Annotated in this window: 23 protein-coding genes; 13 read left to right on the top strand and 10 right to left on the bottom strand. The window is 42.5% G+C overall.

Features of this window, described 5'->3' with window-relative positions; genetic code table 11:
* Positions 1–14 precede the first annotated feature (14 nt).
* The 3 genes from serS to ABKJ27_RS01935 all read right to left on the bottom strand — a co-directional run bounded on the left by serS (position 15) and on the right by ABKJ27_RS01935 (position 3,241).
* Entirely contained in the window at positions 15–1,289 is a 1,275-nt protein-coding gene (gene serS, locus ABKJ27_RS01925; protein WP_410011924.1) for a serine--tRNA ligase, read from the bottom strand.
* A gap of 213 nt (positions 1,290–1,502) precedes the next feature.
* Complete coding sequence (locus ABKJ27_RS01930; protein ID WP_049487025.1) at positions 1,503–1,874, bottom strand: DUF956 family protein; 372 nt, start codon at positions 1,872–1,874, stop codon at positions 1,503–1,505.
* 2 nt (positions 1,875–1,876) lie between these two features.
* Positions 1,877–3,241 (bottom strand): aspartate kinase, encoded by a 1,365-nt coding sequence (locus ABKJ27_RS01935; RefSeq protein ID WP_410011925.1) that lies wholly within the window; start codon positions 3,239–3,241, stop codon positions 1,877–1,879.
* A gap of 315 nt (positions 3,242–3,556) precedes the next feature.
* Between ABKJ27_RS01935 and ABKJ27_RS01940 the strand changes: the two genes are divergently transcribed.
* From ABKJ27_RS01940 to ABKJ27_RS02000, 13 genes are all read left to right on the top strand, one after another.
* Positions 3,557–4,342 (top strand): enoyl-CoA hydratase, encoded by a 786-nt coding sequence (locus ABKJ27_RS01940; protein ID WP_410011926.1) that lies wholly within the window; start codon positions 3,557–3,559, stop codon positions 4,340–4,342.
* Between the two features lie 93 nt (positions 4,343–4,435).
* A complete protein-coding gene (locus tag ABKJ27_RS01945; protein ID WP_000386352.1) occupies positions 4,436–4,870 on the top strand; it encodes a MarR family winged helix-turn-helix transcriptional regulator in 435 nt (144 codons plus the stop codon).
* Positions 4,870–5,844: a beta-ketoacyl-ACP synthase III gene (locus ABKJ27_RS01950; RefSeq protein ID WP_410011927.1), complete on the top strand. Its 975-nt coding sequence runs from the start codon at positions 4,870–4,872 to the stop codon at positions 5,842–5,844. Before ABKJ27_RS01945 ends, ABKJ27_RS01950 begins: the two co-directional genes overlap by 1 nt.
* Before the next feature lie 58 nt (positions 5,845–5,902).
* On the top strand, positions 5,903–6,127 hold the full coding sequence (locus tag ABKJ27_RS01955) for an acyl carrier protein (protein WP_000257838.1): 225 nt from the start codon (positions 5,903–5,905) through the stop codon (positions 6,125–6,127).
* A 117-nt stretch (positions 6,128–6,244) separates the two neighbouring features.
* Complete coding sequence (fabK, locus tag ABKJ27_RS01960; RefSeq protein WP_410011928.1) at positions 6,245–7,219, top strand: enoyl-[acyl-carrier-protein] reductase FabK; 975 nt, start codon at positions 6,245–6,247, stop codon at positions 7,217–7,219.
* Positions 7,212–8,135 carry an ACP S-malonyltransferase gene (gene fabD, locus ABKJ27_RS01965; protein ID WP_410011929.1) on the top strand — a complete coding sequence of 308 codons (924 nt, stop codon included), beginning with the start codon at positions 7,212–7,214 and terminating at the stop codon, positions 8,133–8,135. Before fabK ends, fabD begins: the two co-directional genes overlap by 8 nt.
* A gap of 40 nt (positions 8,136–8,175) precedes the next feature.
* The gene (gene fabG, locus ABKJ27_RS01970; RefSeq protein ID WP_203212823.1) at positions 8,176–8,907 is read left to right on the top strand and encodes a 3-oxoacyl-[acyl-carrier-protein] reductase; all 732 of its coding nucleotides are present in this window, start codon (positions 8,176–8,178) and stop codon (positions 8,905–8,907) included.
* A 21-nt stretch (positions 8,908–8,928) separates the two neighbouring features.
* Positions 8,929–10,164, top strand: a complete 1,236-nt coding sequence (fabF, locus tag ABKJ27_RS01975; RefSeq protein ID WP_084927825.1) for a beta-ketoacyl-ACP synthase II — start codon at positions 8,929–8,931, stop codon at positions 10,162–10,164.
* A 2-nt stretch (positions 10,165–10,166) separates the two neighbouring features.
* Positions 10,167–10,652: an acetyl-CoA carboxylase biotin carboxyl carrier protein gene (gene accB / locus ABKJ27_RS01980; protein ID WP_261080909.1), complete on the top strand. Its 486-nt coding sequence runs from the start codon at positions 10,167–10,169 to the stop codon at positions 10,650–10,652.
* A complete protein-coding gene (fabZ, locus tag ABKJ27_RS01985) occupies positions 10,649–11,071 on the top strand; it encodes a 3-hydroxyacyl-ACP dehydratase FabZ (protein ID WP_000565515.1) in 423 nt (140 codons plus the stop codon). The genes accB and fabZ overlap by 4 nt, the downstream gene beginning before the upstream one ends.
* Before the next feature lie 11 nt (positions 11,072–11,082).
* Complete coding sequence (gene accC, locus ABKJ27_RS01990) at positions 11,083–12,450, top strand: acetyl-CoA carboxylase biotin carboxylase subunit (RefSeq protein WP_219967346.1); 1,368 nt, start codon at positions 11,083–11,085, stop codon at positions 12,448–12,450.
* A 36-nt stretch (positions 12,451–12,486) separates the two neighbouring features.
* Complete coding sequence (accD, locus tag ABKJ27_RS01995; RefSeq protein ID WP_049522033.1) at positions 12,487–13,353, top strand: acetyl-CoA carboxylase, carboxyltransferase subunit beta; 867 nt, start codon at positions 12,487–12,489, stop codon at positions 13,351–13,353.
* Positions 13,350–14,117, top strand: a complete 768-nt coding sequence (locus tag ABKJ27_RS02000; protein ID WP_410011930.1) for an acetyl-CoA carboxylase carboxyl transferase subunit alpha — start codon at positions 13,350–13,352, stop codon at positions 14,115–14,117. Before accD ends, ABKJ27_RS02000 begins: the two co-directional genes overlap by 4 nt.
* A gap of 97 nt (positions 14,118–14,214) precedes the next feature.
* Here the strand turns inward: ABKJ27_RS02000 and nusB are convergent, their stop codons facing one another.
* The 7 genes from nusB to gatC form a co-directional block, all read right to left on the bottom strand.
* Positions 14,215–14,640, bottom strand: a complete 426-nt coding sequence (gene nusB / locus ABKJ27_RS02005) for a transcription antitermination factor NusB (protein WP_410011931.1) — start codon at positions 14,638–14,640, stop codon at positions 14,215–14,217.
* Positions 14,633–15,022, bottom strand: coding sequence for an Asp23/Gls24 family envelope stress response protein (locus ABKJ27_RS02010; protein WP_000510575.1), 390 nt, complete (start codon positions 15,020–15,022; stop codon positions 14,633–14,635). Before ABKJ27_RS02010 ends, nusB begins: the two co-directional genes overlap by 8 nt.
* A gap of 21 nt (positions 15,023–15,043) precedes the next feature.
* Positions 15,044–15,604 (bottom strand): elongation factor P, encoded by a 561-nt coding sequence (gene efp / locus ABKJ27_RS02015; protein WP_000568643.1) that lies wholly within the window; start codon positions 15,602–15,604, stop codon positions 15,044–15,046.
* A gap of 339 nt (positions 15,605–15,943) precedes the next feature.
* A complete protein-coding gene (locus ABKJ27_RS02020) occupies positions 15,944–16,987 on the bottom strand; it encodes a 2,3-butanediol dehydrogenase (protein ID WP_410011932.1) in 1,044 nt (347 codons plus the stop codon).
* A gap of 121 nt (positions 16,988–17,108) precedes the next feature.
* Positions 17,109–18,551, bottom strand: a complete 1,443-nt coding sequence (gene gatB / locus ABKJ27_RS02025; RefSeq protein ID WP_061088367.1) for an Asp-tRNA(Asn)/Glu-tRNA(Gln) amidotransferase subunit GatB — start codon at positions 18,549–18,551, stop codon at positions 17,109–17,111.
* The gene (gene gatA / locus ABKJ27_RS02030; RefSeq protein WP_410011933.1) at positions 18,551–20,017 is read right to left on the bottom strand and encodes an Asp-tRNA(Asn)/Glu-tRNA(Gln) amidotransferase subunit GatA; all 1,467 of its coding nucleotides are present in this window, start codon (positions 20,015–20,017) and stop codon (positions 18,551–18,553) included. The genes gatB and gatA overlap by 1 nt, the downstream gene beginning before the upstream one ends.
* Complete coding sequence (gene gatC, locus ABKJ27_RS02035) at positions 20,017–20,319, bottom strand: Asp-tRNA(Asn)/Glu-tRNA(Gln) amidotransferase subunit GatC (protein WP_000705420.1); 303 nt, start codon at positions 20,317–20,319, stop codon at positions 20,017–20,019. Before gatC ends, gatA begins: the two co-directional genes overlap by 1 nt.
* Positions 20,320–20,544: the final 225 nt, after the last annotated feature.

Consider the following 20,544-nt stretch of genomic DNA (forward strand, 5'->3'; position numbering starts at 1 on the left):
CTAAACCTTATTTTTTATGGTTTGATAACTTCAGCTCCACCCATGTATGGACGAAGTGCTTCTGGGATAGTCACAGAACCATCTGCGTTTTGGTAGTTTTCAAGAATAGCAGCTACTGTACGTCCAACTGCAAGTCCAGAACCGTTTAAGGTGTGGAGCAATTTTACCTTGCCATCAGCTTCATCGCGGTAACGGATTTGAGCACGACGGGCTTGGAAATCTTCTGTGTTTGAACAGCTTGAGATTTCACGGTAGGTATTTTGCGCTGGAATCCAAACTTCCAAGTCGTAAGTTTTGGCAGCTGAGAAGCCCATATCTCCAGTAGAGAGTGCAACGACACGGTATGGAAGGTTGAGTTTTTGAAGGATATTTTCAGCATTGGCTGTCATTTTTTCCAATTCTTCATAAGATTCTTCTGGTTTGGTAAATTTAACCATTTCAACCTTGTGGAATTGGTGCAAACGAATCAAGCCACGAGTATCACGTCCAGCTGAACCAGCCTCAGAACGGAAGGATGGGCTCATAGCAGTGAAGTAGATTGGCAGGTCTTTACCGTCAAGGATTTCATCACGGTAATAGTTTGTCAGAGGAACTTCAGCTGTAGGAATAAGGACGTAATTGCTGTCGCTCAATTCAAAAGTATCTTCCTTGAATTTTGGATATTGACCAGTACCAAACATAGAATCATGGTTAACCATGTAAGGCGTGATGACTTCAGTATAGCCTTCCTTGCCATGCTCATCCAACATAAAGTTGTAGATAGCACGTTCCAAACGAGCACCGAGGCCTTTATAGAAGAGGAAGCGAGCACCTGTTACCTTACCACCGCGTTCCCAGTCAAGGATACCAAGGTCTTCACCAAGATCCCAGTGGGCTTTTGGCTCGAAGTCAAACTCGCGTGGAGTACCCCAACGGCGAACTTCCACATTGTCATCTTCGTCAGCTCCGACAGGAACGCTGTCAGCAGGGATGTTTGGAAGAGTAGTGGTAAATTCTGTCAATTTAGCATCAATTTCTGCCAATTCAGCATCCAAGGCTTTTACTTCAGCAGATAGGGTTTGCATGGCAGCAATCTTGTCATCTGCATTTTCCTTGTTGCGCTTAGCTTGGGCAATCTCAGCAGAAACTGTGTTTCGTTCTGCCTTGAGAGTTTCAACCTTGACCAAGATGTCACGACGTTTAGCGTCGATTTCTTTCATCTCATTCAAGACAGCAGCATCTACACCACGTGTAGCCAATTTTTCTGCGACAGCATCAAAGTCTGTACGAATACGTTTGATATCTAACATAAGAACTCCTTTATGAAAAAAGCACACCTGACAAAGCGTTGGAGTGGCAGGGCCACGGTTCCATCCAACTTCACAGGTGTGCACTTGATTGTGTATGCAATTGTTACTAACGGTAGAATTTCACCTATCCCTCCTATCTGCTCGCAGCATCCGCAGACTTTCTGAAAGAAGAAGATAACCTACTTATCCGTTGCTATGATTATACTAAAGTTTCTACTTTTTTGCAAATAGATTTTTAAATTTTTGCCCAATGGTCTGAATCAGAGTCGGAAGTTTGACGACCTTGTCATTACCCAGTTTTTCGCGAGCAATTTTGAGGATGGCACCTGAGTCTTTTGAAGCAAAGAGGAATTTTCCTCTGTCTGTAAAGACTTCGAAGTGGCGACTGATTTTGCGACCAGAGACATTAGCTCCAATCTGGTTGATATGACTCCAAGGAATCTGGATAAATTGTTCAACATTGACATCTGGGTAAAATTCCAAAGCCTGATCTCCGACTAGGAATTTCCCAACTTTCCCAGCTATAGAGAGGTAGGAAGTGCCTGTCGTATTGAGGAGCACTGTTTTGTTAAGCGATTGGGCCATGATTAGTCTTCCTTACTTTCACCGAAAAAGGCATTGTAGAGGGCTTTAATAGCTGCTTTCTCTTGGTCCTTATGGACAACAAACATGATAGACACTTCACTAGAACCTTGAGACATCATCTGGATGTTGATCTTATTTTCAGATAAAGCGCGTGTCGCAGTAGCAGTGACACCGATATGGCTCTTCATCTTTTCTCCAACAATCATAATGATTGAAAGGTCGTGCTCGATTTCTGCATGGTCTACTTCGGCCTTTTGAACCAACTGACGAAGGATTTCTTCTTCCTTGATAGGAGTTAGTTCGCGAGAACGGAGGATGATTGAAAGATCGTCGATACCTGTTGGCATATGTTCCCAACCGATGTTAAGATCTTCAAGGATCTGAAGAACCTTGCGTCCAAATCCAACCTCACGGTTCATGAGGTATTTCGACATATTAATGCTGACAAAGCCTGAGTCACCAGCAATTCCCACAACTGGAAATTCATCACTACTGTGTTTTAGAACGATACGAGTACCTGGATGGTCAGGATTGTTGGTATTCTTGATAACTAGAGGAATTTTTCCACGGTAGGCAGGTAGAAGAGCTTCATCATGAAGGACTGAGAATCCTGCATAGGCCAACTCACGCATTTCACGGTAGGTCAATTCAGGGATAGAATGTGGTTGATGGATGATACCTGGGTGAGCTGCAAAGATACCATCAACATCCGTAAAGTTTTCATAGAGATCAGCTTTAACCCCTGCAGCAATGATAGAACCAGTGATATCAGAGCCTCCACGTGAGAAGGTACAGATTTGATTTTCCCTGGTAACCCCAAAGAAACCAGGAATGACAAGAACTTCATTTGCATTTGTCAATTCTTCAATCTTGTCATAACTTGATGGAATGATGCGAGCGTTACCAGGTTCACTTGTGACCACAATACCAGCTTCTCTAGGGTGCACATAGCGTGCATCGATACCATTTTGATTAAAGTAGGCAGCAATCAATTTAGCATTATTGTTTTCACCGGCAGCTAGGAAAGTATCGTAGAGAAATTCATTTGCATCAATAGGAAGAGTGGCCAAGGCGCGAATGCTTTTTGAAATTTTCTCAAGAACAGCTGGCTTCAGTCCCAATTCGCTTACCATAGCAGCATAGCGGTCGATAATCCAATTTTGACTCTTGCTAATATCGTTACCAGCGACATAATCACGGTAATATTTAATCAAGGCATCCGTAACCTTAGTATCTTCAGCATTGCGCTTACCAGGTGCAGAAACAACTACAAAACGACGCTCTGGATCGCTTTTAACGATGTTTAAAACTTTTTCTAATTGACCAGCAGAGGCAAGAGAGCTACCTCCAAATTTAACAACCTTCATAAGAACTCCTAAAGTAAGTATTTTATACGATTATAGCAGAAAGAAAGCCTTTTTTCAATGAAGAAAATAAGACGATTTCAAGGATAAAACGAGCCTTGCCAATCGGCTGAGACACTTTCAGACGATTTTTTATTGCTTTCTGCTCCTAAAAAAGATATACTTTGAAAATAAAATAATTTAATGCTCAATGAAAATCAAAGAGCAAACTAGGAAGCTAGCCGTAGACAGTACTTGAGTACGGCAAGGCGAAGCTGACGTGGTTTGAATTTGATTTTCGAAGAGTATAAATCGCTTATAAAATAAAAAGGAGTCCCGATGGAACACATTATTTATCAGCTTGAAGAGGACTTGGCAATCATTACCTTGAACCGTCCTGAGGTAGCAAATGGTTTTCATATTCCTATGTGTGAGGAAATTTTAGAAGCCCTAACTTTGGCGGAAGAGAATCCAGCTGTACAGTTTATCTTGATTAATGCTAATGGCAAAGTCTTTTCAGTTGGGGGAGATTTAGTAGAGATGAAGCGGGCAGTGGATGAGGATGATATTCTATCATTGACGAAAATCGCAGAATTGGTCAATACTATTTCTTATAAAATCAAGCAAATTGCTAAACCTGTCTTGATGGAGGTTGATGGGGCTGTTGCAGGTGCTGCAGCAAATATGGCTGTTGCCGCAGATTTCTGTCTAGCGACCGATAAGGCTAAATTTATACAAGCATTTGTTGGAGTTGGTTTGGCTCCGGATGCAGGAGGAATTCATCTCTTGAGCCGAAGTATTGGTGTGACTCGTGCTGCCCAACTAGCCATGACAGGAGAGGCTTTAACCGCAGAAAAAGCTCTGGAGTGGGGTCTTGTTTATCGCGTCTGTGAAGCTGACAAACTAGAAAAGACCAGAGAACAGCTTCTTAAAAAATTAAGACGTGGTTCAAGCAATTCCTATGCTGCCATCAAGAAGTTGGTTTGGGAGAGCCAATTTAAAGATTGGCAAGAGTATGCAACTTTGGAATTGAACCTTCAAGAATCTCTAGCTCAAACGGAGGATTTTAAAGAAGGAGTGCGTGCTCATTCGGAGAGAAGAAGACCTAAATTTACAGGAAAATAGAAAAATACTTGCACCATTCTTTGAACTTTGATATAATTCTTTTGTCAAATGTTTTGATTCTAAAAGTTTTTTTGAAAAGGAGGGAAGGAAAGATTGGACTACCAACGAATTAATGAATATTTAACATCTATATTTAACAATGTCCTCGTCATTGAGGAAGTTAGCTTGAGAGGTAGTCGTTTCAAGGATATCTCCATCAAAGAAATGCATACGATTGATGTGATTGGGAAATTCCCAGACGTGACACCAAGTCAAGTGTCAAAAGAGTTGATGGTGACTCTTGGGACAGTGACGACTAGTTTGAATAATCTCGAACGTAAGGGTTACATTGAACGCATTCGTTCAGAACATGATCGTCGTGTGGTGCATCTGCATTTGACAAAGAAAGGTCGCTTGGTTCATAGGCTACATAAACGCTTCCACAAAGCCATGGTTGAAAAAATCATAGATGGTATGAGTAAGCAAGAAATGGAGGTTATGAGCAAAGGTTTGACCAATCTTTATCAATTTTTGGAGGATTTGAGATAATGGCTTTTGCAAAAATAAGCCAGGTTGCTCATTATGTGCCAGAGCAAGTGGTTACAAATCATGATTTGGCTCAGATTATGGATACCAATGATGAGTGGATTTCAAGTCGGACGGGAATACGTCAAAGACATATTTCAAGAACAGAATCTACTAGTGATTTGGCTACAGAAGTTGCCAAGAAACTGATGGCAAAAGCTGGAATCACAGGAGAGGATTTGGATTTTATCATCCTAGCTACTATTACTCCAGATTCGATGATGCCCTCTACAGCTGCTCGTGTTCAAGCTAATATTGGTGCTAATAAGGCCTTTGCTTTTGACCTAACAGCAGCTTGCAGTGGATTTGTATTTGCTCTTTCAACTGCTGAAAAGTTTATCGCTTCTGGTCGCTTTCAAAAAGGCTTGGTGATTGGTAGTGAGACCCTCTCTAAAGCAGTCGATTGGTCAGACCGATCAACAGCTGTTTTGTTTGGAGATGGTGCTGGTGGTGTCTTGTTAGAAGCTAGCGAGCAAGAGCATTTTTTGGCAGAAAGTCTCAATAGTGATGGAAGTCGTAGCGAGTGTCTAACTTATGGACATTCAGGCTTGCATTCTCCGTTTTCAGATCAAGAAAATGCAGATTCATTTTTGAAGATGGATGGGCGCGCAGTCTTTGATTTTGCTATTCGGGATGTAGCCAAGTCTATCAAGCAGACTATTGATGAATCTCCTATAGAGGCGACAAACTTGGATTATCTGCTACTTCATCAGGCTAATGACCGTATTTTGGATAAGATGGCTAGAAAAATCGGTGTCGACCGAGCCAAACTTCCAGCCAATATGATGGAATATGGCAATACCAGTGCAGCAAGTATCCCGATTTTACTTTCAGAGTGTGTAGAACAAGGTCTCATCCGCTTAGATGGTAGCCAGACTGTTCTTTTATCAGGCTTCGGTGGAGGCTTGACCTGGGGCACGCTCATTCTTACAATTTAGGTAATCATGTGGTGAACACATTGTTATAAAAAACTATTTATTTTAAAGGAGTCCTATCATGGCAGTATTTGAAAAAGTACAAGAAATTATCGTTGAAGAACTTGGAAAAGACGCATCAGAAGTAACACTTGAATCAACTTTTGATGATTTGGACGCAGATTCATTGGACTTGTTCCAAGTAATCTCAGAAATTGAAGATGCTTTTGATATCCAAATCGAAGCAGAAGATGACTTGAAAACAGTTGGTGACTTGGTTGCCTACGTTGAAGAGCAAACAAAATAAGCAGAATATAAGATAGAAGGAGTAGGGAAACCCGCTCCCTCTTGTTTAGGCAATAGTTTGATTGTCAAATTATGACAGTATCGAACTATTACGTAAGCAAGAAACGATGGAGGCACTATGAAAACGCGTATTACAGAATTATTGAATATTGATTATCCTATTTTCCAAGGAGGAATGGCCTGGGTTGCTGATGGTGATTTGGCAGGGGCTGTTTCCAAGGCTGGAGGACTAGGCATTATCGGTGGGGGAAATGCCCCGAAAGAAGTTGTCAAGGCAAATATTGATAAAATCAAATCATTGACGGATAAACCCTTTGGTGTCAACATCATGCTCTTGTCTCCCTTTGTGGAAGATATTGTAGACCTCGTTATCGAGGAAGGGGTTAAGGTAGTGACAACAGGCGCAGGAAATCCAAGTAAATACATGGAACGTTTCCATGAAGCAGGGATTACAGTTATTCCTGTTGTACCAAGTGTGGCCCTAGCCAAACGCATGGAAAAAATCGGTGCAGACGCTGTTATTGCAGAAGGAATGGAAGCTGGGGGACACATTGGGAAATTAACAACCATGACCTTGGTGCGCCAGGTTGCTGCTGCTGTATCCATTCCTGTTATTGCTGCAGGAGGGATTGCAGATGGTGAAGGTGCTGCGGCTGGCTTTATGCTAGGTGCAGAGGCTGTTCAGGTTGGAACGCGTTTTGTCGTTGCAAAAGAGTCTAATGCCCATCCAAATTATAAGGCCAAGATATTAAAAGCTAGAGATATTGATACTACGATTTCAGCTCAACACTTTGGACATGCTGTTCGTGCTATTAAAAATCAGTTGACTCGTGATTTTGAACAGGCTGAAAAAGATGCCTTTAAACAAGACAATCCAGATTTAGAAATTTTTGAACAAATGGGAGCAGGTGCTCTAGCCAAAGCGGTTGTTCACGGAGATGTGGATGGTGGATCTGTTATGGCAGGTCAAATTGCAGGGCTTGTTTCCAAAGAAGAAACCGTTGAAGAAATCCTAAAAGATTTGTATTACGGAGCAGCTAAGAAAATTCAAGAAGAAGCCTCTCGTTGGGCAGGAGTTGTAAGAAATGACTAAAACGGCCTTTTTATTTGCTGGCCAAGGTGCCCAGTATCTAGGTATGGGACGGGATCTCTATGATCACTACCCTATTGTCAAAGAAACGATTGATCAAGCGAGTCAGGTACTCGGTTATGATTTGCGTTATCTCATTGATACGGAAGAAGCAAAACTTAACCAGACCCGCTATACGCAACCAGCTATTTTAGCGACTTCAGTTGCTATTTACCGTTTATTACAAGAAATGGGCTATCAGCCTGATATGGTTGCTGGTTTGTCCCTTGGAGAATACTCTGCCTTGGTAGCCAGTGGTGCCTTAGATTTTGAAGATGCGGTAGCCTTGGTAGCTAAGCGTGGAGCCTATATGGAAGAAGCGGCCCCTGCTGGTTCTGGCAAGATGGTAGCAGTTCTCAATACGCCAGTAGAGGTTATTGAAGAAGTCTGTCGAAAAGCTTCTGAACTTGGAGTAGTTACCCCAGCCAACTATAATACACCTGCACAAATCGTGATTGGTGGAGAAGTGGTTGCAGTTGATCGAGCTGTTGAACTCTTGCAAGAAGCAGGTGCCAAACGCTTGATTCCTCTCAAGGTGTCAGGTCCCTTTCATACCGCTCTCCTTGAGCCTGCTAGCCAGAAACTAGCTGAAACTCTAGCTCAGGTAAGTTTTTCAGATTTCACTTGTCCCTTAGTCGGCAATACAGAAGCTGCAGTTATGAAAAAAGAAGACATTGCTCAACTCTTGACGCGTCAGGTCAAAGAGCCAGTTCGTTTCTATGAAAGTATTGCGGTTATGCAAGAAGCAGGCGTAACCAACTTTATCGAGATTGGACCGGGGAAAGTCTTGTCAGGCTTTGTCAAAAAAATTGATAAGACAGCTAAACTAGCCAATGTTGAAGATCAGGCTAGCTTGGAAGCCTTGCTAGAAAACAAGTAATCCCTTCTCCCATAAATACAATAGGAAACAGGAGAAAAGAATGCAACTAAAAAATAAAAATATCTTTATTACAGGTTCGAGTCGTGGAATTGGTCTTGCCATCGCCCACAAGTTTGCTCAAGCAGGAGCCAATATTGTTTTAAACAGTCGTGGAGCAATTTCAGAAGAATTGCTCGCTGAGTTTTCAAACTATGGTGTCAAGGTGGTTCCTATATCAGGAGATGTATCAGATTTTGCAGACGCTAAGCGTATGGTTGAGAAAGCTATTGCAGAGCTGGGTTCAGTAGATGTTTTGGTTAACAATGCAGGAATTACTCAAGATACCCTGATGCTCAAGATGACAGAAGCGGATTTTGAAAAAGTGCTTAAGGTTAACTTAACTGGTGCCTTTAACATGACACAATCAGTCTTGAAACCGATGATAAAAGCTAGAGAAGGTGCTATCATTAATATGTCTAGCGTAGTTGGTTTGATGGGAAATATCGGTCAAGCTAACTATGCAGCTTCTAAGGCTGGTTTGATTGGTTTTACCAAGTCTGTGGCGCGTGAAGTGGCTAATCGCAATATCAGGGTTAATGCTATTGCACCTGGAATGATTGAGTCCGATATGACAGCTGTTCTATCAGACAAGGTAAAAGATGCTATGCTGGCACAAATTCCTATGAAAGAATTTGGGCAGGCAGAGCAGGTTGCAGATTTAACAGTATTTTTAGCAGGCCAAGATTATCTAACTGGTCAAGTGGTTGCCATTGATGGTGGCTTAAGTATGTAGCAGAAGCTAGAGGTAAAAAAGATGAAACTAAATCGCGTAGTAGTAACAGGTTATGGAGTAACATCTCCAATCGGAAATACACCAGAAGAATTTTGGAATAGTTTGACAACTGGAAAAATCGGAATTGGTCCAATTACAAAATTTGATCATAGTGACTTTGATGTGCATAATGCAGCGGAAATACAAGATTTTCCTTTTGATAAATACTTTGTTAAGAAAGATACCAATCGTTTCGATAACTATTCTTTGTATGCCTTGTACGCAGCTCAAGAAGCCGTTAATCATGCAGGTCTTGATGTAGAGACTCTTGACAAGGATCGTTTTGGTGTTATCGTGGCCTCTGGTATTGGTGGAATCAAAGAAATTGAAGATCAAGTGCTTCGACTCAACGAAAAAGGGCCAAAACGTGTGAAACCATTGACCCTTCCAAAAGCCTTGCCAAATATGGCTTCAGGAAATGTTGCTATGCGTTTTGGAGCAAACGGTGTTTGTAAATCCATCAATACTGCCTGCGCTTCATCAAATGACGCGATTGGGGATGCCTTCCGCTCAATTAAATTTGGTTTCCAAGATGTTATGTTGGTAGGTGGTTCAGAAGCCTCTATCACACCTTTTGCTATTGCTGGTTTCCAAGCCCTAACAGCTCTCTCAACTACAGAGGACCCAACTCGTGCTTCCATTCCATTTGATAAGGATCGTAATGGTTTTGTCATGGGTGAAGGTTCTGGGATGTTGGTTCTTGAAAGTCTTGAACACGCCGAAAAACGTGGCGCTACTATCCTGGCTGAGGTGGTTGGTTACGGAAATACTTGTGATGCCTACCACATGACTTCACCACATCCAGAAGGTCAGGGAGCTATCAAGGCCATCAAACTAGCATTGGAAGAAGCAGAGATTTCTCCAGAGCAAGTAGCCTATGTCAATGCTCACGGAACGTCAACTCCTGCTAATGAAAAAGGAGAAAGTGGTGCGATCGTGGCTGTTCTTGGTAAGGAAGTACCTGTATCATCAACCAAGTCTTTCACAGGACATTTGCTGGGGGCTGCAGGTGCAGTAGAAGCTATCGTCACAATCGAAGCTATGCGTCATAACTTTGTGCCAATGACAGCTGGAACAAGTGAAGTATCAGACTATATCGAAGCCAATGTCGTTTATGGACAAGGCTTGGAGCAAGAAATTCCATACGCTATTTCAAATACTTTTGGTTTTGGTGGCCACAATGCAGTTCTTGCTTTCAAACGTTGGGAGAATAAATAACTATGAATTTAAACGATATTAAAGACTTGATGGCCCAATTTGACCAGTCAAGTTTGAGAGAATTTTCTTATAAGAATGGGACGGATGAATTGCAGTTTAGCAAGAATGAAGCTAGACTGGTGTCTGAAGTTGCACCTCAAGTTGCTCCAGCACCTCTTCTAGCAACACCGAGTCCAGTAGTCTCTACATCTGCTCCAGCAGAAACTGTAGCAGAAGAAGTTCCAGCTTCAATTGAAGCAAGTGTGGCTGCTGAGGGAGATCTTGTAGAGAGCCCACTTGTTGGAGTGGCTTACTTGGCTGCTGGACCAGATAAACCTGCCTTTGTAACAGTTGGCGATAGTGTCAAGAAAGGCCAAACTTTGGTTATTATTGAAGCCATGAAAGTCATGAATGAAATCCCAGCTCCTAAGGATGGTGTGGTAACAGAAATTCTCGTTTCTAACGAAGAAATGGTAGAGTTTGGTAAAGGATTGGTACGTATCAAATGATTGATATTCAAGGAATCAAAGAGGCTCTACCCCACCGTTACCCTATGCTCCTAGTGGATCGTGTGTTGGAAGTGAGCGAAGATACCATTGTCGCCATCAAAAATGTGACCATCAATGAGCCTTTTTTCAATGGTCATTTTCCTCAATATCCTGTTATGCCAGGGGTTCTGATCATGGAAGCCTTGGCGCAAACAGCTGGTGTCTTGGAGTTGTCAAAACCTGAAAATAAAGGAAAACTGGTCTTTTACGCTGGTATGGATAAGGTCAAATTCAAGAAGCAAGTTGTACCAGGTGACCAATTAGTTATGACGGCAACGTTTGTAAAACGTCGTGGTACCATTGCCGTGGTTGAAGCAAAGGCTGAAGTGGATGGCAAGCTTGCAGCCAGTGGTACTCTTACCTTTGCAATTGGGAACTAAGGAGGTTCTCCATGTTTCGAAAAATTTTAATTGCCAATCGTGGTGAAATTGCGGTTCGGATTATCCGTGCGGCGCGTGAATTGGGGATTGCGACGGTGGCGGTTTATTCAACTGCTGATAAGGAAGCTCTTCATACGCTTTTGGCAGATGAAGCGGTTTGTATCGGCCCTGGTAAGGCAACTGAGTCTTATCTCAATATTAATGCGGTTCTATCAGCGGCAGTCTTGACTGAGGCAGAAGCCATTCACCCCGGTTTTGGATTTCTCAGTGAAAATTCCAAATTTGCAACCATGTGTGAAGAGGTGGGTATCAAGTTTATCGGCCCATCTGGTCATGTTATGGATATGATGGGGGATAAAATCAATGCACGTGCTCAGATGATCAAAGCAGGTGTACCTGTCATTCCAGGTTCGGATGGAGAAGTGCATAACTCTGAGGAAGCCTTGATTGTTGCTGAAAAAATTGGCTATCCTGTTATGCTCAAGGCTTCAGCAGGTGGAGGTGGTAAAGGGATTCGTAAGGTTGAAAAACCAGAAGACCTCGTTTCAGCCTTTGAAACTGCCTCTAGTGAGGCCAAGGCCAATTATGGCAATGGTGCTATGTACATAGAACGGGTTATCTATCCAGCACGTCACATCGAGGTTCAAATCCTAGGAGATGAACATGGGAATGTGATTCACTTGGGGGAACGGGATTGTTCTCTTCAACGGAATAATCAAAAGGTTTTGGAAGAAAGCCCTTCGATTGCAATTGGGAAAACGCTACGTAATGAAATTGGTGCTGCGGCTGTTCGCGCTGCAGAGTCTGTTGGCTATGAGAATGCAGGAACCATTGAGTTTCTTCTTGATGAAGCCAGTGGCAATTTCTATTTCATGGAAATGAATACTCGTGTTCAGGTAGAACATCCCGTTACAGAGTTTGTTTCAGGCGTGGATATCGTTAAGGAACAGATTCGCATTGCAGCGGGTCAGCCTCTGTCTGTTAAGCAAGAAGATATTGTTCTAAGAGGGCATGCTATCGAGTGTCGTATCAATGCAGAAAATCCAGCCTTTAACTTTGCTCCAAGTCCAGGTAAGATTACTAATCTCCATCTGCCAAGTGGTGGAGTTGGCTTGCGCGTGGATTCAGCAGTTTATCCAGGCTATACCATTCCACCTTATTATGATAGTATGATTGCTAAAATCATCGTTCACGGTGAAAATCGTTTTGATGCTTTGATGAAAATGCAACGTGCCCTCTATGAATTAGAGATTGAAGGAGTGCAGACCAATGCGGATTTCCAGCTTGACCTCATTTCAGATCGCAATGTCATTGCTGGGGATTATGATACTTCCTTCTTGATGGAAACATTTTTACCCAAGTATCAAGAAAAAGAATAAAATGACTTTAAGAGTTTAAACCGAAAAGGGGAATCAATGGCTCTATTTAGTAAAAAAGATAAGTATATTCGAATTAATCCCAATCGTTCGGTTAGGGAAAAACCTCAAGCCAAGCCAGAGGTTCCAGATGAATTATTCTCCCAGTGTCCAGGATGTAAGCATACCATTTATCAGAAGGACCTGGGAAGTGAGCGTATCTGTCCGCACTGTAGTTATACCTTTCGTATTTCTGCCCAAGAACGCTTGGCTTTGACGATTGATATGGGAACCTTCAAGGAATTGTTTACAGGGATTGAAAGCAAGGATCCCTTGCATTTCCCTGGTTATCAAAAGAAACTGGCAACTATGCGTGAAAAAACAGGTCTGGATGAAGCCGTTGTGACAGGAACAGCTCTTATAAAAGGTCAGACTGTGGCTCTTGGGATTATGGATTCTAACTTTATCATGGCTTCTATGGGTACGGTTGTAGGTGAAAAAATCACTCGTTTGTTTGAGTATGCGACTGTTGAACAATTGCCAGTTGTCCTATTCACAGCCTCTGGTGGAGCCCGTATGCAGGAAGGGATCATGAGTCTCATGCAGATGGCCAAGATTTCTGCAGCAGTTAAACGGCATTCTAATGCTGGTCTCTTTTACCTGACCATTTTGACAGATCCAACGACAGGTGGTGTGACAGCTTCTTTTGCTATGGAAGGAGATATCATTCTGGCTGAACCACAGAGTTTGGTCGGTTTTGCTGGGCGTCGTGTCATTGAAAATACGGTCCGTGAAAGCTTGCCTGAGGATTTCCAAAAGGCAGAATTCCTATTGGAACATGGCTTTGTGGATGCTATCGTTAAAAGAAGAGATTTGCCAGATACGATTGCAAGCCTAGTCAGATTGCATGGAGGGAGTCCTAGATGAATATTGCAAAAATAGTCAGAGAAGCGCGTGAGCAGAGTCGCTTGACAACCTTGGACTTTGCAACAGGCATTTTTGATGACTTTATCCAATTACACGGTGACCGTTCTTTTCGTGATGATGGTGCAGTTGTTGGTGGTATCGGCTGGCTTGGAGACCAAGCTGTAACAGTTGTTGGTATCCAAAAAGGCAAGAGTTTGCAAGACAATCTCAAACGGAATTTTGGCCAACCGCATCCAGAAGGCTATCGCAAGGCCTTACGTTTGATGAAACAGGCTGAAAAGTTTGGTCGTCCAGTAGTGACCTTTATCAATACTGCAGGTGCCTATCCTGGTGTGGGGGCGGAAGAACGTGGACAGGGAGAAGCTATCGCTCGCAATCTCATGGAAATGAGTGACCTGAAAGTTCCTATAATTGCCATCATTATCGGTGAAGGTGGTTCAGGTGGAGCTCTGGCTCTGGCCGTTGCGGACCGTGTCTGGATGCTGGAAAATTCTATCTATGCCATTCTCAGCCCAGAAGGCTTTGCTTCCATTCTATGGAAGGACGGAACTCGTGCCATGGAAGCAGCAGAACTGATGAAAATCACTTCCCATGAACTGTTAGAAATGGACGTGGTGGACAAGGTGATTTCTGAAGCAGGACTTTCTAGCAAAGAACTGATTAAGAATGTCAAAAAAGAACTCCAAGATGAGCTAGCTAGACTTTCGCAAAAACCGATAGAAGCGTTGTTGGAAGAACGTTACCAACGATTCAGAAAATACTAATATAAAAACTAGAACTGGCAGTCAGTTCTAGTTTTTATGTTGTTCTCTGTGTCGAGGACACAACAAAAAGTGCCTGGAAGACCAAACACATTTTTGATTATTCATATTCTTCAGTTACAAATTGACTAAGCAGTCCGTTGATAAAGCGGGCTGATTTTTGATCTGAAAAATTCTTAGCAAGTTCAATGGCTTCATTGACTGCTACTAGCTGTGGTGTATCAAATGATGTGATTTCAAAGATACCTAAGCGTAGTAAGTTTTTTTCGACCAAGGTCAAGCGTTCAACTGTCCAGCCTGACTTGAGGTGCTGGTTGATTTGTTTATCCAACTCGTCTTTTTGAGCTTGAACGCCAGAAACCAAGTTCAGAAGAAAGGCAGGGATTTGCACATCTTCATCTTCACGGTCATGCGTGTAGGCAAAGTGACAAGCTGTTTCCATATCTGTGCCGAATTCAAGGCTCATGAGAGCTTGAAAAGCGCATTTACGAAGTTCGCGTCTAGATTCTAATAATGGACTAGTCATTGAGGAAGTCCTCGTTAAATAGATCTTTCAACTCAGGTTTTGGTGTTTTATCTGGAACGATTCCTGCAACATGGATGTTGACAGCAGCAAGTTCCACATCAGCCATATCACGGACAGCATCTTTGACTGCTTTTTGAATAGCAAGAGCAACTTTTGGTACCTTCACACCGTACTCAAGGTAGAGATAGATGTCAGCAGTTAGTTCTTCGTTGCTTTCTTTTAAGTAGACGCCACGACCAAGAGAGAGTTTTGATAGGGTATCAGATACGGATTTATTTGAAAATGAGTGGACACCATCAACTTTAGCAGTTGCGATGGCAATGATTTTTTCAAGTACACGTGGAGCGATAACGATTTCGCCAAATTGTTCTTCAATTCCCATAGAATGACCTCTTTCTAGAGATTAGGCACGAGAAACGTAAGTTCCTTCTGCAGTGTTGATGATCAATTTTTGTCCAGCTTCGATGAAGTCTGGAACGTTGACAACAAGTCCAGTTTCCATAGTTGCTGGTTTACCAGAACCTGTAACAGTAGCACCTTTGATAGATGGTTGTGTTTCAGCAACTGTCAATTCAACAGTAGTTGGTACAGTTACACCGATTACTTCAGTTCCGTAGAATTGGATTTTCACATCAGAGTTTTCAAGGATGTAAAGCAATTCATTTTCAACGTTTACGACTGGGATTTCGTATTGGTCGTAAGTTTCAGTGTTCATGAAGTAGGCAGTTTCATCCATTTTATACAAGTATTGAGCTGGGACAGTTTCGATAATAGCTTGTTCGAATTTTTCTTCTGGACGGTAGCTTGTGTCAAATGTAGAACCAGTACGGACATCACGCAATTTCATACGCATGATCGTGTTTCCTTTACCTGGTTTGTGGTGGCTAGCTTCCAAAACGCGGATCAATTTTCCGTCTGCAGTTTCAAATGTCATACCAGCTTTCAATTTGCTTGCTTCAATCATGTTTTTACCTCTTTAATAAATATTATTACTCTTCATTTTACCATAAAATCTTCTGGAAATAAAGCCAAAATAGTTATTGGGATTTGGTAGGGGAGAAAAAGAATATTGCCTAGTCAGGTGGGGTGGTTAATGTTAAAGAGTATCCACTATATTTTTTCTCATACTCAATGGAAATCAAAGAGCAAACTAGGAAGCAAGTCGCAGGTTGCTCAAAAGACTGTTTTGAGGTTGCAGATGGAAGCTGACGTGGTTTGAAGAGATTTTCGAAGAGTATTATATTTCAAAAGGACGAAGTAAGCTTACTCCGACCTGTTAGTATTGTCTTAAAAAGATTGATTTTTATTCTGGTTCTACCAAAATTTTAATTTGTGACTTATCTTGAGTTAATTCGATAAAGCCTTCTTCAACGATATTTTCCAATTTAATTTTCTTAGTAACTAATTTTTCAGCAGAGAAGTAGCCTTGTTCCATCAATTCTAATACTTTAGGGAAGATATGACGATAAGCAATGATTCCTTTTAGTGTCTTTTCTTGGATTGCAAATTCATTCGGATTAATATTTGCTTCTCGTTCCCAGATAGAGACCACCATGCACTCACCTGCTTTATGTACGGCAGCTAAGGCTTGTCCTAAAACTACTGGCACACCCGTTACTTCATAAGAAACATCTACACCACCGTTTGTTAAACGATGAATAGCTTCAACAGCTGTTTCACCTTCTTCCGGATGGACAACGATAGCTCCTAACTCTTCAGCTTTTGCTTGACGTTCAGGTGATAGTTCAACAGCATAAATCTTAGAAGCACCCGCTGCACGAAGGGCTTCTACAATTAAGAGACCAATCGGACCTAAGCCAAAGACAGCAGCAGTATCACCAGCTTTTAGTGCTGATTGACGAACTGCATAAACTGCAACAGCAGCTGGCTCAGTGAGAGCAGCTTGCTCATAGCTTAAGCTATCTGGAATGACATGTACTAAGTCACCGTCTAAAACACAATATTTGGCAAATCCACCGTCTGCAGCTAAACCGACAAAATTAAGGTTTGGATCCAAATTATAATTACCAACTAAGTTATTCTTAGCTAGAATTGGTTCTACAGCAACACGATCACCAACTTTAACACGAGTAACATCGCTTCCGACTTCTACAATTTCACCAGAAAATTCATGTCCCAGTGTTACTGGTGCTTTTTGACCAGAATAGACATGTTCTTCTGTTGGGATGAAGATAGGGCCATCTAAAAATTCGTGGAGGTCAGTACCACAAATTCCTGTGAATTTAACAGCAACTTTTACTTGGTGCGGAAGTACCTCAGGGATTTCTACTTCTTGAATACGAACATCTTTTGCTGCATGCCAGCGAGCTGCTTTCATTGTAGCCATATAAATAACTCCTTATTGTTGCGATTTAGTTTTCCTTTTAGGAAACTTTACATGTAATATTGTAAACGCTTTCCTTTTATTTGTCAAGAAAAAACCAACCTCAGGGCTGGTTTTTTATATATTAATCTTCTTTTAACTTCGCCAATTCCTGGGCAAGGAGTTTAAGAGCGACTTGTGGGTTGGCTTGGCCTTTGGTTGCTTTCATAAGGAAACCTGTGAAGGCCTTGTCTGCGTTACGTTTGCCTGACTTGAAGTCGGCAACTGCTGCTTCGTTATCGGCAAAGACTTGGTGGATAATTGGAATCAAAACAGCTGGATCTGAGATTTGAACCATACCTGCTTTCTCCACGTATTCACGCGCGCCACCGCCATTTTTAGCCAGATGGACAAAGACTTTCTTGGCAATCTTAGATGAAATAGTACCGTCTTCGATGATGGCAATCATTTCAACCAAGTTTTCTGGTGTCAATTCGATTTGTTCCAGTGTCTTACCTTCTGCGTTCAAGAACTGAGCGACTTCACCTTGGAGCCAGTTAGAGACTTGTTTAGCATCGCCACCGAGGGCAACAGCTTTTTCAAAGAAATCAGAAGTGACTTTATTTGCAGTCAATTGACTAGCATCATAGTCTGACAAGCCAAGGTCGGCCACATAGCGTGCACGGCGTTCTTTTGGAAACTCTGGCAACTCTGTACGCATTTCCTCAATCCACTCGTCTGAGATTTCAAAGAGAGGTAGGTCTGGTTCTGGGAAGTAGCGGTAGTCTGCAGCACCTTCCTTGACACGCATGAGGATGGTTGCTTTGTTAGCCTCATCGTAACGACGTGTTTCTTGGCGGATTTGACCACCTGAGCGAAGGATTTCAGCTTGACGTTGAACTTCGTATTCAAGACCTTTGCGAACGTTTGAGAAGGAGTTGAGGTTTTTCAACTCAGTCTTTGTACCGAATTTTTCTTGACCATAAGGGCGAAGAGAGATATTGGCATCCACACGCATAGAACCTTCTTCCATCTTAACGTCAGAAATACCAGCGTACTGGATGACTTCCTTGAGGGCTGTTAGATAAGCATAGGCTTCTTCAGGTGAACGCATATCTGCTTCAGATACAATCTCAATCAAAGGCACCCCTTGGCGGTTGAGGTCAACATAAGAGTAGCCATCTGTACCGTGGGTGTTTTTACCTGCATCTTCTTCCAAGTGAGCGCGTTCGATACCGATTTTCTTGGTCGTACCGTCTTCTAGCTCGACTTCAATCCAGCCGTTGTAGCCGATTGGCTCATCAAATTGAGAAATTTGGTAGGCTTTGGGATTATCAGGATAGAAGTAGTTCTTTCGGTCAAAGTGCATCTTTTTGTGGATGTCCATGTTGAGGGCAAGAGCTGCCTTAATACCAGCATCAACAACACCTTTATTGAGAACTGGCAGAACTCCTGGGAAAGACCAGTCAATCACGTTAGTGTTAGCGTTTTGGTCATTTCCAAAGTGGGCAGAAGTAGGTGAGAAGATTTTTGAATTGGTGTTGAGCTCTACGTGGACTTCAAGTCCAATGACTGTTTCAAAGTTCATTAGTTGTCACCTCCAAAAATCACGGGTTGTTGTTTGTGGTAGTCTGTTGTTGCTTCAAAAGCAGCAGCAGCTTGGTAAATGGTTTCCTCAGAATACTTAGGACCAATCAATTGTAGACCAACAGGTAGACCTTGAGAGAAACCAGCAGGAATCGAAATTCCTGGGAGACCAGCCAAGTTGACAGGAATGGTCAAGAGGTCAGCCAAGTACATGGCAACTGGGTCGTGGTTGAGTGAGTCCAAGTCATAGGCAACACTAGGAGCAGTTGGGCCCAAAATCAAGTCGTAATCCGCAAAGACTTTTTCGAAATCTTGGATGATGAGGGTACGAACTTGTCCAGCCTTCTTGTAGTAGGCATCGTAGTAACCTGATGAAAGGCTGAAAGTACCTAGCATGATACGGCGTTTCACTTCTTCACCGAAACCTTGGCTACGGCTGTTTACATAGATTTCATCCAGGTTGGTTGCATCTTCTGCGCGGTAGCCGTAACGGATACCGTCAAAGCGTTGCAAGTTTGATGAAGCTTCAGATGAAGCGATGATGTAGTAAACGGCAACACCGTATTTAGAGTGCGGAAGGCTGACTTCTTCAACGATAGCGCCCAGTTTTTCAAAGTGTTTAGCCGCATTCAGGATGGTTTCTTTAACCTCTGGATCAATTCCTTCGCCAAGGTATTCCTTAGGCAAAGCAATTTTCATACCCTTGATGTCTTGACCGATTTTTGAAGTAAAGTCAGCAATGCGGACAGGAGCAGAAGTAGAGTCTTTGGCATCTTCGCTAGCAATAGCGTTGAGCAAGAGAGCATTTTCCTTAACAGTAGGAGCAAAAGGTCCGATTTGGTCTAGTGAGCTACCAAAGGCAATGAGACCGAAACGAGAAACCGTTCCGTAGGTTGGTTTGAAACCAACAATCCCGTTGAAGGCAGCTGGTTGTCGGATAGAACCACCAGTATCAGAACCAAGTGACAAGCGGACTTGTCCTGAGGCTACAGCTGCGGCAGAACCACTTGATGAGCCACCAGGAACCTTGCTGTGGTCCCAAGCATTTTTAGTGGCACCATAGTGCGAAGTCTCACCTGAACCACCCATGGCAAACTCGTCCATGTTAGTTTTCCCTACGACAATCATGCCTTTAGATTTTGCATTGGAAACGGCTGTTGCATCAAAAATTGGCTCATAGTTGTAGAGCATTTTTGAGGCTGCAGTTGTGAGAATACCGTCAGTAGAGATATTATCCTTGACAGCTAGTGGAATTCCTGAAAGGACATTATCAGCGTCAATTCCAGCTTCATCAATGGCTTTGGCTTGAGCAAGGGCTTGCTCCTCAGCGATGGTGACAAAAGCGTTGATAGCTGTCTCTCGAGACTTGATATCTTCAAGCGTTGCTTGGGTCAATTCAGTTGCAGAAATTTCCTTAGAGACAAGGAGATTGTGCAAGTCTTCAATGGTTTTATTGTTAAAAGTCATTAGGCATCTCCTCCATCGTCTAGGATAGCTGGTACCTTGATATAATAGTTTTCTTTTTCAGGTACGTTTTTAAACAAGCGATCACGGTCTGTTCCTTCTTCGGCCACATCAGGGCGGAGTACAGTCTTGCGGTCAGCCATGGTTGTAGTAGGTGCGACACCAGTTGTGTCAACTTCGCCCAGCAATTCAACCATGTCAACAATCTTAGACAAGGTAGTCGCAAAGGCAGCAGTTTCTTCTTCAGAGAATCTTAATTTTGAAAGATTGGCAACGTGTGTTACCTCTTCTTGCGTAATTTTCATCTTGCATCCTTTCGTGAAATGATGATTTTTAGTCTGTTCTATTTTACCATATTTTCCTATAAATAAGGGAAGGAAAGATGAAAAAAGACAGGTATAGGATGGAGAACGGATTCTGATGATGATTTATTTGAAAAGCGGATTTCAAAGGGGAAAATATATGGTACAATAGTTTAACAGAGAAGTGAAGACGGTGGTTACAAAATCGAAAGGATGGTGATGCTTATG

This window comes from Streptococcus sp. KHUD_011 (assembly GCF_046352925.1).
Taxonomy (GTDB): Bacteria; Bacillota; Bacilli; order Lactobacillales; family Streptococcaceae; genus Streptococcus.

What these genes read in the sequence shown, in the direction of transcription:
- fabK (WP_410011928.1), top strand. Translation starts at nt 6,245, where the DNA reads ATGAAAACGCGTATTACAGAATTATTGAATATTGATTATCCTATTTTC.
- ABKJ27_RS01940 (WP_410011926.1), top strand. Translation starts at nt 3,557, where the DNA reads ATGGAACACATTATTTATCAGCTTGAAGAGGACTTGGCAATCATTACC.
- serS (WP_410011924.1), bottom strand. Translation starts at nt 1,289, where the DNA reads ATGTTAGATATCAAACGTATTCGTACAGACTTTGATGCTGTCGCAGAA.
- gatC (WP_000705420.1), bottom strand. Translation starts at nt 20,319, where the DNA reads ATGAAAATTACGCAAGAAGAGGTAACACACGTTGCCAATCTTTCAAAA.
- ABKJ27_RS01930 (WP_049487025.1), bottom strand. Translation starts at nt 1,874, where the DNA reads ATGGCCCAATCGCTTAACAAAACAGTGCTCCTCAATACGACAGGCACT.
- nusB (WP_410011931.1), bottom strand. Translation starts at nt 14,640, where the DNA reads ATGACTAGTCCATTATTAGAATCTAGACGCGAACTTCGTAAATGCGCT.
- accC (WP_219967346.1), top strand. Translation starts at nt 11,083, where the DNA reads ATGTTTCGAAAAATTTTAATTGCCAATCGTGGTGAAATTGCGGTTCGG.
- ABKJ27_RS01935 (WP_410011925.1), bottom strand. Translation starts at nt 3,241, where the DNA reads ATGAAGGTTGTTAAATTTGGAGGTAGCTCTCTTGCCTCTGCTGGTCAA.
- fabZ (WP_000565515.1), top strand. Translation starts at nt 10,649, where the DNA reads ATGATTGATATTCAAGGAATCAAAGAGGCTCTACCCCACCGTTACCCT.
- ABKJ27_RS02000 (WP_410011930.1), top strand. Translation starts at nt 13,350, where the DNA reads ATGAATATTGCAAAAATAGTCAGAGAAGCGCGTGAGCAGAGTCGCTTG.
- ABKJ27_RS01955 (WP_000257838.1), top strand. Translation starts at nt 5,903, where the DNA reads ATGGCAGTATTTGAAAAAGTACAAGAAATTATCGTTGAAGAACTTGGA.
- accB (WP_261080909.1), top strand. Translation starts at nt 10,167, where the DNA reads ATGAATTTAAACGATATTAAAGACTTGATGGCCCAATTTGACCAGTCA.
- fabF (WP_084927825.1), top strand. Translation starts at nt 8,929, where the DNA reads ATGAAACTAAATCGCGTAGTAGTAACAGGTTATGGAGTAACATCTCCA.
- efp (WP_000568643.1), bottom strand. Translation starts at nt 15,604, where the DNA reads ATGATTGAAGCAAGCAAATTGAAAGCTGGTATGACATTTGAAACTGCA.
- accD (WP_049522033.1), top strand. Translation starts at nt 12,487, where the DNA reads ATGGCTCTATTTAGTAAAAAAGATAAGTATATTCGAATTAATCCCAAT.
- gatB (WP_061088367.1), bottom strand. Translation starts at nt 18,551, where the DNA reads ATGAACTTTGAAACAGTCATTGGACTTGAAGTCCACGTAGAGCTCAAC.
- gatA (WP_410011933.1), bottom strand. Translation starts at nt 20,017, where the DNA reads ATGACTTTTAACAATAAAACCATTGAAGACTTGCACAATCTCCTTGTC.
- fabG (WP_203212823.1), top strand. Translation starts at nt 8,176, where the DNA reads ATGCAACTAAAAAATAAAAATATCTTTATTACAGGTTCGAGTCGTGGA.
- ABKJ27_RS01950 (WP_410011927.1), top strand. Translation starts at nt 4,870, where the DNA reads ATGGCTTTTGCAAAAATAAGCCAGGTTGCTCATTATGTGCCAGAGCAA.
- ABKJ27_RS02010 (WP_000510575.1), bottom strand. Translation starts at nt 15,022, where the DNA reads ATGGGAATTGAAGAACAATTTGGCGAAATCGTTATCGCTCCACGTGTA.
- fabD (WP_410011929.1), top strand. Translation starts at nt 7,212, where the DNA reads ATGACTAAAACGGCCTTTTTATTTGCTGGCCAAGGTGCCCAGTATCTA.
- ABKJ27_RS02020 (WP_410011932.1), bottom strand. Translation starts at nt 16,987, where the DNA reads ATGGCTACAATGAAAGCAGCTCGCTGGCATGCAGCAAAAGATGTTCGT.